We start from the raw sequence: 16161 nt of genomic DNA on the forward strand, positions 1-16161 counted from the left end.
TGCAGCTCAAAAAATCGGTGGTGATATCACTGTATTGGTTGCGGGTTCTGGTGCACAAGCAGTTGCAGACCAAGCAGCTAAAGTTGCAGGCGTAAGCAAAGTATTGCTTGCTGATGATGCTGCTTATGCAAATCAATTGGCTGAAAACGTTGCAAAACTTGTTGCAGAGTTAGGCAAAGGTTATAGCCATATCCTTGCTGCTTCTACAACAACAGGTAAAAACATTTTACCGCGTGCGGCTGCACTTCTTGATGTCAGCATGATCACAGACATCGTAGCTGTAGATTCTGCAAAAACATTCAAGCGTCCAATTTATGCAGGTAACGCAATTGCGACTGTAGAATCTTCAGAAGCGATTGTGGTGGGTACTGTACGTGGTACAGCATTTGATCCTGTCGCTGCAGAAGGTGGTTCAGCTGCAGTTGAAGCTGCTGCATCACAAGGTGATGCGGGTATATCTAAGTTCGTATCTGAAGAAATTGTGAAATCAGAGCGTCCAGAATTAACAGCAGCGCGTATTGTGGTTTCAGGTGGTCGTGGTGTAGGTTCTGGTGAGAACTATCACAAAGTACTCGATCCATTAGCGGACAAACTTGGTGCAGCACAAGGTGCTTCACGTGCAGCGGTTGATGCGGGCTTCGTTCCTAACGACATGCAAGTTGGTCAAACAGGTAAAATCGTTGCACCTGATTTGTACATCGCTGTAGGTATCTCAGGTGCGATTCAGCACTTGGCAGGTATGAAAGACTCTAAAGTGATTGTTGCAATCAACAAAGACGAAGAAGCACCAATTAATGCAGTAGCAGACTACTGGTTAGTGGGTGATTTGAACACTGTTGTTCCAGAATTGGTTTCTAAAATCTAATTCCTGAACTTCGGTTAAAAAGACGCTCTTGCGCAAGCAGTAAAAGTATTACTTTGCTGTTTTGTTCAGGGGCGTTTTTTATGCCTGAAAATAAGGATGACTGTGCCTTATAAAAGATTTGTGTTTCATTTGAGTGAAAAGTGATAGAATTCGCCTTTCATTTTTTATCCCGCGTTGTAATGTCCCTGTCCAAAACTGCTCACATCTTATTTATCAGTTTTCTGCTGATCGGCATTTATATTGGTGTTTGTGTTCATACCGCCTTATTTGCACCTGTTCAAGTGACTCAATTCCTGTTTAGCGAGTCGGGACCGTTTGAGACCTTTAGTGCCTGGCTCTGGTATTTGCTGGCTGTACTGTGTGTGCTGAATACGGAGCTGAAGTTAAAGACACGTATTTTTACCGCTTTGGGCGCTGCGCTGTTGGGCTTAAGGGAAATGGATTTTCATAAACGTCTATTCGATGACAGCTTTATTAAAACCAATTTTTATCGCAGTGCAGAAATTCCTTTTATGGACAAGCTGTTAGGTTTTATCTTGCTGTTGGCGATTATTTTCGTATTTTTCAATCTGGCCAAGATTTTTGTGCAGGCCATTCGTCAATTTAAGTCGAATCCGAATATTGCCTACCTGTTTATTGCCTTGACGGTATTGTGTGGTGGTTTGAGCAAGCTGTTGGACCGTACCAGCTCGACTTTAAATGAAGACTTTAATATCAAGCTGATGCAGCATACCGAGGTCATTATTATGACCATTGAAGAAGGCGTAGAGATGCTATTGCCTATTTTGCTGGTGGTTGCAGTCACGAGTTACAGGAAAATACTTAACTAGTCTGATCGCAACATCCTTTGCTGGTTCAAGCACGTTAGTCTATAGAAAAGTTGATGTGTTTTTTTAAATTAATAATGCAAAAATCATATTGAATATATTCGGATAAAAGTGGACCAAGCTATATAAATTTAATTTTTAAATTAGTATAAAAAAACATCACTAAATTTAAGTAAATTAACAAGATTAAGATCATCTCTAAAGCACAAAAACACAGGTGTATATGCTATAATTTTTCGCTGTATTTTATTTTTAGCCTGCATTTCAGGCTAATCATTTGCAAGTTTTACGACATATAAAATGCAAGCAAAATTTGTTTGCAGAATAAGGAGTATGCATGAGCGTATCGGAAATTAGACCGATTGCCATTGAGGATGAACTCAAGCACTCGTATTTAGACTATGCGATGAGCGTGATTGTGTCACGTGCGCTGCCAGATGTACGAGATGGTCTAAAACCTGTGCATCGTCGTGTGCTATTCGCAATGCACGAATTGGGCAATGACTACAACAAAGCTTACAAAAAGTCTGCCCGTGTAGTCGGTGACGTCATCGGTAAATATCACCCGCATGGTGACTCCGCTGTTTATGAAACCATTGTTCGTATGGCGCAAGACTTTAGTTTGCGTTATCAATTGGTCGATGGTCAGGGTAACTTCGGTTCGATTGATGGCGATAGCGCAGCAGCTATGCGTTATACCGAAGTGCGTATGCGTAAATTAACCCATGAACTGTTGGCCGATTTAGAAAAAGACACAGTTGACTGGGAAGATAACTACGACGGCTCTGAGCGTATTCCTCAAGTCATGCCAACCCGTATTCCAAACTTACTGGTGAACGGTGCAGCGGGTATTGCGGTAGGTATGGCGACCAATATGGCGCCACACAACATGACCGAAGTAGTACATGCGTGTTTGGCTTATGCAGACAATCCAAATATTTCTATTGAAGGGTTGATGGAACATATTACAGGTCCAGACTTCCCTACAGGCGGTATTATTTACGGTAAATCAGGCATTGTAGATGCTTACCGTACAGGTAAAGGCCGTTTGCATATTCGTGGTAAGTACCATTTTGAGGAAGATCAAAAAACTGGTCGTACCACCATCGTCTTTACTGAAATCCCTTATCAGGTTAATAAAGCGAAAACCATTGAGCGTATTGCTGAACTGGTAAAAGAAAAGAAACTCGAAGGTATTTCTGAACTACGTGATGAGTCCGATAAGGAAGGGATGCGTATTGCAATTGACTTAAAGCGTGGTGAAAACGCTGAAGTGATTGTGAACAATCTGTTCTTGAATACGCAATTAGAAAACTCATTCAGCATCAACATGGTTTGCCTAGACAATGGTCAGCCAAAGTTGATGAACTTAAAAGATATTATTGCGGCATTTATTCGTCACCGCCAAGAAGTAGTGACTCGCCGTACCATGTTTGAATTGCGTAAAGCACGTGAACGAGGGCATATCTTAGAAGGCTTAACCGTTGCTTTAGCCAATATTGATGCCATCATCGAAACCATTAAATCTTCTGCCAACCCAGCCGAAGCGCGCGAGCGTTTACAGGCAGGCGAGTGGGCTGCAGGCGGTGTCGTGGCGTTATTGGAAAAAGCAGGTTCAGTATCTGTACGTCCAGATGAAATTGAAGGCGAAGACCCAAATCGTCCATTCGGTTTGGAGGGACAGATTTACCGTTTGTCACCTACGCAAGTGACTGCAATTTTAGAATTACGTCTGCATCGTTTAACAGGTCTGGAACAAGACAAATTACATGCAGAATATTCTGAAATTTTGGCACAGATTGCTGAATTGACCGCAATTTTGAATGACTTTAATTTGTTGATGGGTGTGATTCGTGAAGAATTGGCGCAGGTTTTACAACAGTATGGCGATGCACGCCGTACTGAAATTGTAGAATCACGCATCGATTTCTCTCGTGAAGATTTAATTCCAGAAGAACAAGTGGTTCTGACTGTTTCACAAACAGGTTATGCGAAAACTCAGCCATTGTCTGATTATGCTGCGCAGCGTCGTGGTGGTCGTGGTAAATCTGCAACGTCAATGAAAGAAGACGATTACGTACAGCATTTAATTGTGACCTCTAACCACGCAACAGTACTGTGCTTTACCGATGTAGGTAAAGTCTATCGTCTGAAAGTGTTTGAAGTGCCGCAAGCATCACGTGGTGCAAAAGGTCGTCCAATGGTGAACTTGTTGCCATTAGATGCCAATGAAACCATCACCGCGATTTTACCTGTGATTGATGCACCGAAGAAATTTACAGAACGTCTGGCAGACTTCCGTAGCTATGTGAAAGCCAATGCGATACATCTACAGACTAATGCCATTATTGCTGCTCACTATGCTGAACTAGAAGCTGCTTTTGCTGAGCTTGCAGATGGTGATGATTTATCTGATGCACTGCGTGTTCAGTTAAAACAATTGGGTGTGGAGCTTTCTGCAACCGATCTAGATGATGAAATCATTGCTGAATTTGCTACACAAGCAGAAGCATTGCGTAAAAACTTCTATGTATTTATGGCAACAGCATCGGGCACAGTGAAGCGTGTTGAATTGGAACAATTCAGTAACGTTCGCTCGAATGGTTTACGTGCCATTGAACTGAATGAAGAAGATACCTTAATTGGTGTTGCAATTACTGATGGCGAACAACAAATTATGTTGTTCTCCAATGAAGGTAAAGCGATTCGTTTTGCAGAAACCGATGTTCGTTCAATGGGGCGTGCAGCCAAAGGTGTGCGTGGTATGCGTGTCAGCTTTGGTTCAGCACAAGTTGAAGACATCGAAGATGCAGAAGTAGATGGTGATGATGAAGATAGTTCAGATTCAGCATTTATCAGTCGTATTGTGTCCTTAGTTGTTGTTCCAGAAACAGGCGAAGTGCTGTGTGCTTCTGCCAATGGTTATGGTAAGCGTACGCCTGTAGATGATTTCCCAACTAAAAAACGTGGTGGTAAAGGGGTTATTGCAATCAAAACCTCGGAACGTAACGGTGAATTGGTGGGTGCGGTTGCCATTGATGAAAGCAAAGAGCTGATGCTGATTTCTGATGGTGGTACTTTGGTGCGTACGCGTGCATCTGAAGTAGCGCAAACAGGCCGTAATGCACAGGGTGTTCGTTTAATTCGCTTGGGTGAAAATGAAACATTGGTGGGCGTAGAAGCGATTGAGACAGTTGAAGAAGAGGACGATTTTATTGAAGATCAGGAAACTGATGATTTAGAAAATTCAGAGACTTCAGAAACAGCAGCAGAAGCAACACCAACCGATGCAGCCAATGATCAAGAAAGTGCTGACTAAGTAATTCAATTAAGAGCAAAGAAAATGATAGAAATAAGGGCGCTTCGGCGTCCTTATTCTTACAGAGCCAAAATGGAAACAACGATGAAGAAAAAAGTAGCTTTGATCTTTGCTGCAACGATGCTGAGTTTAGTTGGCTGTAAGCAATCACAAGATCAGGTGCCTGAACCAACGGCGGCACAACAACAGGTTGCCTTTGCTGCCTATGATCAATTACGTGATGGTGAATATGAGCAGTTTTTGACACATCTTGAGCCTGAGTTGCAGCAGTATTTTCAGGACAATCAACGGGTCATGAAAAAGTTTTCCAAGTCTATTCCTAAAGATGCAGAGCGTTCTCGCACGTTGATGACTAAGAAAATTGAGCAACAAGCCAATCAGGGCAAGCAATATAAAATCAGTTATGAAATTGCTTATCCTAAAAACTTGGTGCAATACGATGTAAGTTTTGATGCTGTAGCAAATTCAGCAACTACAACGCAGCAACCTAAAATTCGGAATTTAAATATTCAGGTGTTTGGTGAGTAAACTGATCTATCCTGAAATTTTATGATGAATTGAGAATGCTACAAATAAATATTGTGAAAGATTGATTTTATGACTGCATCTGGCATTTGATATTGAAATAATTTTATGCAAGTCAGGGCAAGATGTGGTTAAATGCCATCATTTTATTGTGTTTCACATAGATAAGGAAAAATCATGCGCGCGTACAATTTCTGTGCTGGTCCTGCTGCATTACCTACAGCCGTTTTAGAAAAAGCCCAAGCTGAAATGCTGGATTGGCATGGCAAGGGACTTTCCATTATGGAAATGAGCCATCGTAGCAAAGACTATGTGGCTGTTGCAGAAAAGGCTGAAGCAGATTTACGCACTTTAATGAATATTCCTGAGAACTACAAAGTATTGTTCTTACAGGGTGGTGCATCGTTGCAGTTTTCTGCAATTCCGTTGAATTTGTTGGGTAAAAATAACAAAGCAGATTATATCCATACAGGAATTTGGTCTGAAAAAGCATTAAAAGAAGCGCAGCGCTATGGCGATATCAATGTCGTAGAAGCGGGTATTCAAATTGAAGGCAAACATGCCATTAGCGAACAAAGCCAATGGAATTTATCTGCCGATGCTGCTTATGTGCATTATGCCGATAACGAAACCATTGGTGGTTTGCAGTTTGCCAATATTCCTGAAACAGATAAGCCATTGGTATGCGATTTCTCATCGAGCATTTTATCTGCACCTTTAGATGTATCTAAATTTGGTTTAATTTATGCGGGTGCGCAAAAAAATATTGGCCCTGCGGGTCTAACCATCGTCATTGTACGTGAAGACTTGCTTGATCAAGCTAAGCCAGAAATTCCAAGCATTTTGAAATATTCATCGCAAGCAAAAAATGATTCGATGGTGAATACTCCTGCAACTTATGCATGGTATTTATCTGGTTTGGTGTTTGAGTGGTTATTGCAAAATGGTGGTGTGGATAAAATTCATCAAGCCAATTTGGAAAAAGCTAGATTGTTGTATGGCTATATCGATTCAAGTGACTTCTATGCAAATCCAATTTACACAGCAAACCGCTCAATCATGAATGTGCCATTTACGTTAGCGGATGCAGCACTTGAAAAAGCATTTTTGCAAGAAGCCGAAGACAATCGTTTACTGAATTTGGCAGGTCACCGTTCTGTGGGTGGTATGCGTGCAAGTATTTATAATGCTGTGCCATTAGAAGGTGTGCAAGCTCTCGTGAACTTTATGGATGACTTTGCAAAACGTCACGGTTAATTGCTCAGCGAAAGCAAAAACCCAGCTGAAAAGCTGGGTTTTTTTTGGAATGAAGGTGAGTATTTGGCTTCAGTTTAGAGAATTCAACTTAGAACATTAGATATTAGAAAACAAAATAGTGTAAAGCATAAGCAGAGAGCAGCATGCCTAATGCAAAAAATAGGCAAGACATTGCATCGAGTTGGTAGCGTTGCTCTAACTGATGTTCAACATGCTGTAAGTTTTCTTCTTGCACGATTTTCATAGATATTATTTTCCGATGATCTATTTATCGTTAAATATGTAGTAAGCCATATTTTTAGCATAAAAAATTGATTAAATAAAGTACTAATTTTATTTTAAGCAGATTTAAGTATCGATATTGAAATAATTACAGTAGATTTTCCAAATCCTTGCTGTTTAAGGCTTTGCGATTATTTGATGTAATTCTATTTTAAATAATTTATCCACAACTTATATTTTAAATTGAGTTGATTTTTGAATTTATAATAAATTTAAAACTGTGGATAAATGAGCCTATTTTGAATTTAAAACGATTAAATAATCGGCAGTTTATCCACAATTCTTTTATAGAGGTAACGATTTAACCCTAAATAAAATAAAAAATCGCCCATCTTTTAGATACATTGTATCGATGGGCGATTAGAAAGGTTAAATAAATAACTTACTGTTTTTTATTGTGAATGTAGGCTTGAATCCAGATGTTGCCACGAATGTATTGTCCAATTTCAAAATTTTGATGGGCAGGGTTTTTAGTCGCAATACGAATCAAAATAGCAGGCTGATTTTCATCATGAATCAGGGTGACATCATAAACAGTATAGTTTTGATTCATGAATTCAAAACTGGTTTTGCCAACCACGTTGCCCTGAAACCATGCTTCATCTTCCTGACCAATATTTTCACCATATAAATATGCCACCATTTTAGAAAAATCGACGGTGACAGGTGCCTGATCATCTTCAGATTTGGGCTGCCATGCATCAATTTGTTCCTGCAAATTTGGTGGTGCAACGCCATCATTGGCAGCCAAAATATCATTTAAGGCACGGTGGTGTTTGATTGAAGCAGGATCATCTACTACTAATTGTTCACCTTCGGCCACGGTTTCCAGTTCGTATGCCCATGCATTTAAATGTACCCAATAGCTTTGGTCTTTTTGGTATTGCTGGTGGTTTACGCTATAGAGACTATCAAAGGCATATACAATACTGTTATTGCCTAAATTGAGTCTAAGCACCGCTTGGGTATTCGATTTACAGCAAATTATACGTTCAATTTTGGCTTCGACTTTGTATGGACTTTCAAAACACGGAAAAGCTATTTTAACAGCTTGTGGTTTATTATTTTCAACAGCAATTACTTGCGCCAACTGTACCGCTTGTTTGCTTGGCCCTTGAATGAGCCAAGTTGCAGGATCCATTTCTGATTCTTGGCGACACAAACCCATTGGCATAATTGGTGCATCTAGAGCCAGCCCTAACCATTTTGGAACTTCAGTGCAGGGTTCATCCGTCAGTAAATTCCAATGTTCTACATGGCTACCGAAGTTTTGATCTTCAATGCGGATGATTTCTGGTCTATTTTGATTGTTCATAAGCACTTTTAGATGTTGGGTTCTGTTCTTTACTATTAGATCGAGGGTTATTTTGATTTTTCAAGTCTTTGGCTGAAATTTCACAGAAATGTAGGAGATCATCGATATATTCAACATCAGCTAAAGCGATTTGAGATCGTAATGAAAAATAGTCTGCAGGATGCTTTCATCTGCATAATTTGAAATTTTAAAACAGGCTGTATTGCAGTGAGTTTGATACACTAGTTCAATATTATTGTGATGGGTTGTACTGTGCTGCCATTTAAACTTTGGGTCGATGCGGATGCATTGCCTAAAATTCTGAGAGAAGTGATTCTACGTGCTTCAGATCGTTATCAGCTAGAAGTTACCTTTGTTGCCAATCAATCTGTGGGCATCACGCCTTCGGTACGCATCAATTCCATTCAGGTCATGCATGGTGCAGATGCAGCTGATCAGGAAATTGTAGACCGCATGAAAGCGCATGACATTGTGATCACTCAGGATATTCCACTTGCAGCTCAGGTGATTGAGAAGGGTGGAATTGCGATTCATCCACGCGGTGAAGTGTATACGGTAGCCAATGTGAAAGCACGGCTGCATTTGCGTGATTTTATGGATACCTTACGTGGTGCGGGGGTACAAACAGGTGGACCTGCACCCATTTCAGAACGAGATAAACGTGAGTTTTCCAGTAGCTTAGACCAAACCATTCAAAAGCAAAAACGTAAAACTGCTTAATACGAGCCCGATATGCCATCTAAAACCAATATTATGATGACCTATGCAGGATTGGTTTTCATTTGGGCAACGACACCTTTGGCGATTGTGTGGAGTGTGTCGGATTTACCCGTGCTGTGGGCATTGGTGCTACGGTTCTTTCTAGCATTGCCCATGGCGGTGACTTTATTGTTGCTATTCAAAGTACATTTTCCATGTCATGCACAGGCATGGCACAGCTATTTAGCTGGCTCGTTTAGTTTAATTGGCTCGCAAATTTTTACCTACATTGCCACAGCTTATTTAAGCTCGGGCATTATTGCTTTAATGTTTGGACTTGCGCCAATTATGGCAGGCTTGATTGGTCGCTTTGTATTTCAGCAGCATTTGGCACGTTTGCAGTGGTTGGGTATGCTAGTGTCTATTACTGGATTGGGCATTATTTGTTTTGGTGGAGAAACGCAGCATGTGCACCCTGTCGGGATTGCTTTAATGCTGTTGAGTGTACTGACTTATGCGATGTCCATTTTCTGGGTTAAAAAGGTCAATGCAAAGATTGAACCTGTTGCACAAGCCACAGGCTCAATTTTAGTGTCTACTATTGCAGCCCTATGTATTGTGCCTTTTATTTGGCAAGATGTTCCGACAGCTTGGCCAAGTTTGAAATCTATGGCCGCTTTGCTCTATACCGTGATCATGGCTTCACTCATCGCCATGTTCTGTTATTTTAAGTTGGTGCAAAATATTCAGGCCACCACTTTATCGCTAACAACGGTGATGACGCCCATGCTGGCTTTATTGATTGGCGCATTGTTTAATCAGGAAGCATTGTCCATGATGGTTTTTGTGGGGGCATCGGTATTGTTGTTAGGCTTATTCCTGTATTTTTATCGTGATTTAAAAACCAGCCGCAGCTTGGCACAAAAAATAAAATCATCATCACCATCTTAAACAAGGCTTAAAGCTACATAGAATTTGAAAGTCACTTTCTTTTTAATTGTATTTTGTTAGGCTTTACTCAGATATCTTTACCTTGTTTTATTGCGACAGCTTCGGTAAGTTTGACGCGGTCTTGAGGGTGTAAGGTAATAAAATACGCACCTGTGCGATATTGGCCATTTTCTTCCTCACGGCTATACACCACTTGGGCAGTTGCCGCGATATGAAAGAAATTTTCAGGATGGCTGAGCGTGACATGAATATAACTGCCCGAATTTAATTCACGGTCACTATAAAAGCTCAAACCACTTTCTGAAAAATTGACCTGTTCAGGCACAGGTAACATGCTTTGTACAATTGCATCGTACAAAGACCCCGTAATAAGGTTTAATTTTTGGTTGAATAAGGATAAGATTCGAGCAATTTGTTGATCTTTTTCAGTTAATTGTTCTAATTCGTAGTTTAGGGCATGATCAAATTGATCTAATTCTGCGAGTAGTAGAAAATAACGCGGTAAAACAAAATTAGGATCGTAAGGGTCATTTAAGGCAACATCGTCTGAAATGATCTGATAATTGATTCTTAAGGCAGCATCAATTCGTGACATTACACGACGTTCGGACGGGACACTTTGATGCTGTAAATTTTCCATAATGTATTACCTCGGACTAGATGGTATGTTTAAACCAATCTCGCTATATATAGGGTTGAGATATACGCGCGCACGGCGCAGTAACCACTTTATTTCTTTTATTGCCTTAGTTTCAATGATCGGTCTAACTTTGGGTGTTGCCGTCCTCATTACCGTACTTTCGGTGATGAATGGTTTTGATCGCGAGTTAAAAAATCGTGTCTTGGGAATGATACCTCAAGCCACTGTTTCATCAACACAAATTTTAACAAATTGGCCAGAACTTGCAACGAAAGTTGAGCAGCATAAGCATGTAGTTGGGGCTGCTCCATTTACCCAATTACAAGGCATGTTAACTGCGCAAGGTCAGGTTTCGGGCATTATGGTGACGGGGATTGAACCCGAATACGAAAAGAAAGTTTCGATTATTCAAAACCATATGGTTGCAGGCAGTATCGATAATCTTAAAAAAGGTGAGTTTGGTATTGTCTTAGGCAAACAAATGACCGATGCCTTGGGCTTAGGTTTAAATGACAATATCACACTGGTTTTGCCTGAAGCGACACCCTCACCAGCAGGTGTAGTACCACGTTTTAAGCGCTTCAAAGTGGTAGGTATTTTTAGTATTGGTGCAGAAGTTGATTCAATGATGGGCTATATTGCCTTGAATGATGCATCTACTCTGTTGCGTTTGCCTGATGGTGCACAAGGTGTGCGTTTAAAACTGGATGATATTTTTGCCGCGCCACAAGTGTCACAAGACATTGTGCAAGATTTGCCAGCGAACTTCTATGCTTCGGATTGGACCTATACCCACGGTAATTTATTCAGTGCCATTCAAATGGAAAAGGCGATGGTCAGCCTGTTGTTATTCCTGATTGTTTTGGTGGCTGCGTTTAATATTGTGTCTTCATTGGTCATGGTCGTGACTGATAAAAAGTCGGATATTGCAATTTTAAGAACCTTGGGGGCATCGCCAAGTACCATTACTAAAATCTTTATGGTGCAAGGGACTGTCATTGGGGTGATTGGCACAGTGTCAGGGGCAATTTTGGGGATTATTTTTGCTTCAAGCATTAGTGGCTTTATTGCATGGCTGAATAATCTATTTGGGCTTAACTTGTTTGATGCTTACTTTATCAACTACTTACCTTCATATTTAAGATGGCAAGATGTGGTAGTGATTGTGAGTCTGTCGTTAATTTTAAGTTTCTTGGCAACCATTTACCCTGCGTTACGTGCAGCAAAAATTCAACCTGCAGAGGCATTGCGTTATGAGTAAAATTGTTCTTGAAGCGAAACAAGTTTCTAAGCACTTTACCGATGGCAAAACTACTGTAGAAGTGATTCGTGGATTAGATTTACAGGTACAGCAAGGGCAGTTTGTGTCGATTGTGGGTGCAAGTGGTTCAGGGAAAAGTACTTTGCTGCATGTGTTAGGTGGTTTAGATCGACCAAGTACAGGTGAGGTATTTTTAAATGGGCAGCGTTTTGATAATTTAGGTGAAGCAGAGCGTGGTTATCTGCGTAATCAGTATTTAGGCTTTGTCTATCAGTTTCACCATTTGCTGCCTGAGTTTACTGCGTTAGAAAATGTTGCAATGCCGCTGATGTTACGTGCAGGTACGCAATTTAAAGAAGTGAAAGCACAGGCAGAATACTTGCTAGAACGTGTCGGTTTATCACACCGTTTAACCCATAAACCTGGCGAATTGTCGGGTGGGGAACGTCAGCGTGTTGCCTTAGCACGTGCTTTGGTCGCCAAACCTGCACTGATGCTTGCCGATGAACCCACAGGTAATTTAGACCGTAAAACTGCAGTCAAAGTGTTTGAACTTCTGCGTGAATTGCGTAGTGAAATGAACATGGCTATGTTGATTGTGACTCACGATGAAGAGTTGGCGAAATCTGCCGATATCATTTTGCACATGCAAGATGGTGTTTGGGTAGATGGTTAAAAATTCTTAAATTTGACCATGCCCTTATTAACCTTAACGTAGGTCACTGTGGATACTTGAGCTAAGCTACATTAGTGGAATAAGACTCTTTTATTGAAGCCCGCTTCGGCGGGCTTTATGATGCTTGCCAATAAAAATAATAAACTGAATTTTCATGCTGCAATTTATTGGGCTAGCTTGGGTAATGGGAATTGCCTGTGTTGGAATACGTACTTCATTTTTTCCTTTTGATACTCTAAACGCATTACCACGCGTGCTGGTATTCATTTTTATATTGTGTATTGGGCTGCAAGTTTATGTGCAGCAACGTTTGCCTTCCGTGTACTGGAAATTATTGAATGGGGTTTTGGCCAGTCTATTGTGTTTTATTTTAGGCTGGCTTTACGCAGATTCACAGTTACAGCAGCGAATGCAGTGGCGTGAACTGCAACGTGACACAGCAGAGGTCATCGTCTATGTACGTCAATTAAATCAGTTAAAAGACAACAGTGTTTCACAACCTGTTGAGGTGCTGAATCGACATCCACAAACAGTCACATGGCTTGCGACTTTAGCTCAAAACTCTGTATTACCCGACTTAGAATTAGGTCGGTATTATAAATTCAGTGGTACGGTTTACCCTGCGCATAGCTATGCGACTGCAGGAGTATTTGATGTAGAGCAATGGTATTTACAGCAAAATATCATGGGTAATTTTCGGGTAACTCATGTCCAGCCTATTTCTGCCGAACAGATTTATAGCATGGGTTTGAGCAAGCATTGGCGTGCACAACACACGCTTTGGGCAAAATTTCGACTGTGGATAGAACAGCAGCGTTATCAAATTCGAGCATTTATTCAACAGCAGTCTCTACAACATAAAGGTCTGCTTTTAGCGTTACTCACGGGCGATAAAAGTCTGTTATCTAGTGAAATTGAAGATCAATTTCAACGCTTTGGGATTAGTCATTTACTGGCAATTTCGGGGCCGCACGTACTGATTTTTGCGGCAATGCTGTGTTGGGGTTTGGATCGCTTAATTAGGGGTTATCGCCCGCATTACTATTTGTGGATGCCCAGACAATACCTATTGTTGTTACCATTTTTAAGCTGTGTAGGGTTATACACGGCATTTGTCGGTTTTGAAATTCCAGCACTCAGAACTTTGTTGATGTGCAGTGTCGTCACAATAATGTTGCTGCTGAAGCAAAAAATCAGCAGTTTTGCCTTACTGATTTACAACGCTGCTTTGTTGCTCTATTTAGATCCTTTGAGCGTATTGTCAGCAGCATTTTGGCTATCTTATGGTGCTTGTTTTATTTTGCTGCGAATTTATCAGAGCTTGCGTCATCAACCCAAACGTGTTTATCTCAGTCGTTGGCAACAATTTTGGCAGGGATTTAAAATTTTAGTTGAATCGCAATGGAAAATATTCATTGCCTTGTTACCACTGGTGATTGTGTTTTTTAAGCAAGTCTCTTGGATTGCTCCTTTAAGCAATATCGTAGCCATTCCTTTCATTGGATTATTGATTGTACCTTTAGATATTTTGGCAGGTCTTAGCTTTTTTCTATTTGAGCCATTGTCAGCAGTATTGTTTCAACTGAATGATAATTTACTGGCTTTGTTGTTGCTGATATTTCGAGGCATAGACGCTTTATTTGCACCACAGCTATCTAGCATCGCAATGTCGGCTGCAGTTTATATTTGTTTATGTATAGGGTTGTTGTTGCTGTTTTTACCACAATCAGTTTTGCCTAAGACTTGGGCTGCCTTATGCTTTGTCCCCCTCATTTTAATTGATCCGCAACGACAAAAGTTTGAGTTGGTGGTGTTGGATGTCGGGCAAGGGCAAGCCGTATTTCTGCGTTCTGGTTCGTACAGTATGATGATTGATGTGGGCGGCTATTATGATGAAAGCAAGTTTAGTGTCGGTCAGCAGATCATACGTCCATTTTTATCTGTGCAGGGCGTCAGTACGCTAGATCATGTGATGCTTACGCACTTAGATCAAGATCATAGCGGTGCTTTTGCTTATCTGAAAAATGAAATCAATATCCATAAGGTTAGTGCTAATCAAGCGGTGAATGTGGCTGAAAATACCCAGTTTGAATTTTGTTACCAAGGGCAACAATGGGATTTACCACATCAAGTACGCGTACAGGTAATCTCTCCAAAACCAAGTCAGTTGCAGTATGCCGCACAGCAGCAGAATGAATATGCTTGTGTACTACATATTCATGTGCCAAATGCACAACCTTATCAGGACTTTTTGCTGATGGCCGATACAGGCTGGGCAACTGAATATCAAATTTTACAGGATTATCCTGATTTAAACGTGGATGTTTTAATTTTGGGTCATCATGGCAGTAAACACAGCTCTGCTTATGATTTTTTAGCACATTTTCGGCCTAAACTGGCTGTGGCATCGGCAGGTTTTGACAATCGTTATGGGCATCCTAGCCCTATCGTTGAGCAACGTTTGGTCGATCTGAATATTGCATTCATGTATACGGCTCAGCATGGAAGTTTACGTTTTTATTTAGATGCGCCACAACGCATGCTTATACAGCCGTATCGGCAACAAAAGTTGTGGCTGCAGCGTTAACTTGATTCTGAGCTTGCATGCGCACAGCTTGAACATCAGCCAAGGCTTCATGCGTAGGCTTGTGATAAACCCCGCGTAAATCTGGATGGGCTTTGTATCGTTTATAACTCCAATGATAATGCGCAGGATAACGACGAATTAGGTCTTCAATTTCACGGTGAATAATTGCTGTACCAGCATTGGCATGACTTTCATAAATTTGTTCGTCAATCGCTTCGATATGAATATCAAAACCCTGATTTTCATTTCTCAATGCATATAAAAGTAGGGCGCTGGCTTTAGTTTTTTGAATTAGTTTGGCACTTAAATTGCTCGATTCCAAAGGGATGCCAAAAAATGGAATCATTTCACCGCCCACATTGGGAGTATGATCAGGCAGAATCACCGTAGTACTGCCTTGTTTCAGGGCTTTAAAAATCTGACGCACGCCAGACTCATCGGTTGGAACTAAATTCGCCTGTTCACGGCTACGTGCCTGACGAACAAAGTCATCTGCAGCAGGATTTTTCACTGGCTTATACATAATGGTCATTGGGGTAAATTGTGCAATCCATGCATTCATAATTTCCCAAGTGCCAAAATGCGGCACAATCAACACCACGCCTTTTTGTTGGGCAAGTGCTTCTTGTAATAAATCTAAACCGTGTACTTGATGAATTCTTTGAATATTCTTTTGATTGCTTGAGCCCCAAATATGAAAAAACTCAAAATAAGAGGTGAGTTCGTTACGAATCGCTTGTTGGGTAACGAGTTTACGTTGCTGAGCGTCTAATTCAGGAAGTGCAATTTGTAAATTCAGTTCAATGGTTTGTGAGGTTTTACTTAAACGTAGACGATTGACCAAAAAAGCCAACGATTTGGCAAAAACACGCGCAACAGACAAAGGTTGACGACTGACAAAATGCAGCAAGCGCGATAAAGACGTTGTAGGTGCAGGTTGGGTCATAACGACAGCGT

14 protein-coding genes are annotated in these 16161 nt (G+C 40.9%); 10 read left to right on the forward strand and 4 right to left on the reverse strand.

Features of this window, described 5'->3' with window-relative positions; translation table 11 throughout:
- The 5 genes from HHA42_RS05855 to serC form a co-directional block, all read left to right on the forward strand.
- Positions 1–865: FAD-binding protein (locus HHA42_RS05855; RefSeq protein WP_168525753.1), on the forward strand; the 865-nt coding region annotated here is incomplete at its 5' end.
- A gap of 179 nt (positions 866–1044) precedes the next feature.
- The gene (locus HHA42_RS05860) at positions 1045–1695 is read left to right on the forward strand and encodes a hypothetical protein (RefSeq protein ID WP_168525755.1); all 651 of its coding nucleotides are present in this window, start codon (positions 1045–1047) and stop codon (positions 1693–1695) included.
- 334 nt (positions 1696–2029) lie between these two features.
- Positions 2030–5011 carry a DNA gyrase subunit A gene (gene gyrA / locus HHA42_RS05865; RefSeq protein ID WP_168460171.1) on the forward strand — a complete coding sequence of 994 codons (2982 nt, stop codon included), beginning with the start codon at positions 2030–2032 and terminating at the stop codon, positions 5009–5011.
- Positions 5012–5095: 84 nt separating this feature from the next.
- On the forward strand, positions 5096–5539 hold the full coding sequence (locus tag HHA42_RS05870) for a DUF3887 domain-containing protein (protein ID WP_168460169.1): 444 nt from the start codon (positions 5096–5098) through the stop codon (positions 5537–5539).
- A 174-nt stretch (positions 5540–5713) separates the two neighbouring features.
- Positions 5714–6793, forward strand: a complete 1080-nt coding sequence (serC, locus tag HHA42_RS05875; protein ID WP_168460168.1) for a 3-phosphoserine/phosphohydroxythreonine transaminase — start codon at positions 5714–5716, stop codon at positions 6791–6793.
- Positions 6794–6896: 103 nt separating this feature from the next.
- Here the strand turns inward: serC and HHA42_RS05880 are convergent, their stop codons facing one another.
- Together HHA42_RS05880 and HHA42_RS05885 are read right to left on the reverse strand one after the other, a co-directional pair.
- Positions 6897–7037 carry a hypothetical protein gene (locus tag HHA42_RS05880; RefSeq protein ID WP_168417755.1) on the reverse strand — a complete coding sequence of 47 codons (141 nt, stop codon included), beginning with the start codon at positions 7035–7037 and terminating at the stop codon, positions 6897–6899.
- A 420-nt stretch (positions 7038–7457) separates the two neighbouring features.
- A complete protein-coding gene (locus HHA42_RS05885) occupies positions 7458–8390 on the reverse strand; it encodes a hypothetical protein (RefSeq protein ID WP_168417756.1) in 933 nt (310 codons plus the stop codon).
- A 240-nt stretch (positions 8391–8630) separates the two neighbouring features.
- Between HHA42_RS05885 and HHA42_RS05890 the strand changes: the two genes are divergently transcribed.
- Both HHA42_RS05890 and HHA42_RS05895 read left to right on the forward strand, forming a co-directional pair.
- On the forward strand, positions 8631–9110 hold the full coding sequence (locus HHA42_RS05890) for a YaiI/YqxD family protein (protein ID WP_168417757.1): 480 nt from the start codon (positions 8631–8633) through the stop codon (positions 9108–9110).
- Between the two features lie 12 nt (positions 9111–9122).
- The gene (locus HHA42_RS05895) at positions 9123–10040 is read left to right on the forward strand and encodes an EamA family transporter (RefSeq protein ID WP_168460166.1); all 918 of its coding nucleotides are present in this window, start codon (positions 9123–9125) and stop codon (positions 10038–10040) included.
- 67 nt (positions 10041–10107) lie between these two features.
- Here HHA42_RS05895 and HHA42_RS05900 read toward each other — a convergent pair whose 3' ends face one another.
- Complete coding sequence (locus tag HHA42_RS05900; RefSeq protein ID WP_168460165.1) at positions 10108–10680, reverse strand: PilZ domain-containing protein; 573 nt, start codon at positions 10678–10680, stop codon at positions 10108–10110.
- 25 nt (positions 10681–10705) lie between these two features.
- On the opposite strand from HHA42_RS05900, the gene HHA42_RS05905 reads away from it, so the two are divergent.
- The 3 genes from HHA42_RS05905 to HHA42_RS05915 all read left to right on the forward strand — a co-directional run bounded on the left by HHA42_RS05905 (position 10706) and on the right by HHA42_RS05915 (position 15204).
- Positions 10706–11941, forward strand: coding sequence for a lipoprotein-releasing ABC transporter permease subunit (locus HHA42_RS05905; RefSeq protein WP_168417760.1), 1236 nt, complete (start codon positions 10706–10708; stop codon positions 11939–11941).
- Complete coding sequence (gene lolD, locus HHA42_RS05910) at positions 11934–12617, forward strand: lipoprotein-releasing ABC transporter ATP-binding protein LolD (RefSeq protein WP_168460164.1); 684 nt, start codon at positions 11934–11936, stop codon at positions 12615–12617. Before HHA42_RS05905 ends, lolD begins: the two co-directional genes overlap by 8 nt.
- Before the next feature lie 154 nt (positions 12618–12771).
- Positions 12772–15204, forward strand: a complete 2433-nt coding sequence (locus HHA42_RS05915) for a DNA internalization-related competence protein ComEC/Rec2 (protein ID WP_168525757.1) — start codon at positions 12772–12774, stop codon at positions 15202–15204.
- Here HHA42_RS05915 and HHA42_RS05920 read toward each other — a convergent pair.
- Positions 15161–16150 (reverse strand): lysophospholipid acyltransferase family protein, encoded by a 990-nt coding sequence (locus tag HHA42_RS05920; protein ID WP_168525758.1) that lies wholly within the window; start codon positions 16148–16150, stop codon positions 15161–15163. The two genes, HHA42_RS05915 and HHA42_RS05920, sit on opposite strands and share 44 nt — an antisense overlap.
- Positions 16151–16161: the final 11 nt, after the last annotated feature.

Origin of the sequence: Acinetobacter sp. A3 (assembly GCF_012371415.1) — a bacterium.
Taxonomy (GTDB): Bacteria; Pseudomonadota; Gammaproteobacteria; order Pseudomonadales; family Moraxellaceae; genus Acinetobacter.

Excerpts from the sequence above, each read along its gene's own strand:
- HHA42_RS05880 (WP_168417755.1), bottom strand. The coding sequence starts at position 7,037 with ATGAAAATCGTGCAAGAAGAAAACTTACAGCATGTTGAACATCAGTTA.
- HHA42_RS05920 (WP_168525758.1), bottom strand. The coding sequence starts at position 16,150 with ATGACCCAACCTGCACCTACAACGTCTTTATCGCGCTTGCTGCATTTT.
- HHA42_RS05870 (WP_168460169.1), top strand. The coding sequence starts at position 5,096 with ATGAAGAAAAAAGTAGCTTTGATCTTTGCTGCAACGATGCTGAGTTTA.
- gyrA (WP_168460171.1), top strand. The coding sequence starts at position 2,030 with ATGAGCGTATCGGAAATTAGACCGATTGCCATTGAGGATGAACTCAAG.
- HHA42_RS05860 (WP_168525755.1), top strand. The coding sequence starts at position 1,045 with ATGTCCCTGTCCAAAACTGCTCACATCTTATTTATCAGTTTTCTGCTG.
- HHA42_RS05890 (WP_168417757.1), top strand. The coding sequence starts at position 8,631 with ATGGGTTGTACTGTGCTGCCATTTAAACTTTGGGTCGATGCGGATGCA.
- HHA42_RS05895 (WP_168460166.1), top strand. The coding sequence starts at position 9,123 with ATGCCATCTAAAACCAATATTATGATGACCTATGCAGGATTGGTTTTC.
- serC (WP_168460168.1), top strand. The coding sequence starts at position 5,714 with ATGCGCGCGTACAATTTCTGTGCTGGTCCTGCTGCATTACCTACAGCC.
- HHA42_RS05885 (WP_168417756.1), bottom strand. The coding sequence starts at position 8,390 with ATGAACAATCAAAATAGACCAGAAATCATCCGCATTGAAGATCAAAAC.
- HHA42_RS05905 (WP_168417760.1), top strand. The coding sequence starts at position 10,706 with ATGTTTAAACCAATCTCGCTATATATAGGGTTGAGATATACGCGCGCA.
- lolD (WP_168460164.1), top strand. The coding sequence starts at position 11,934 with ATGAGTAAAATTGTTCTTGAAGCGAAACAAGTTTCTAAGCACTTTACC.
- HHA42_RS05900 (WP_168460165.1), bottom strand. The coding sequence starts at position 10,680 with ATGGAAAATTTACAGCATCAAAGTGTCCCGTCCGAACGTCGTGTAATG.
- HHA42_RS05915 (WP_168525757.1), top strand. The coding sequence starts at position 12,772 with ATGCTGCAATTTATTGGGCTAGCTTGGGTAATGGGAATTGCCTGTGTT.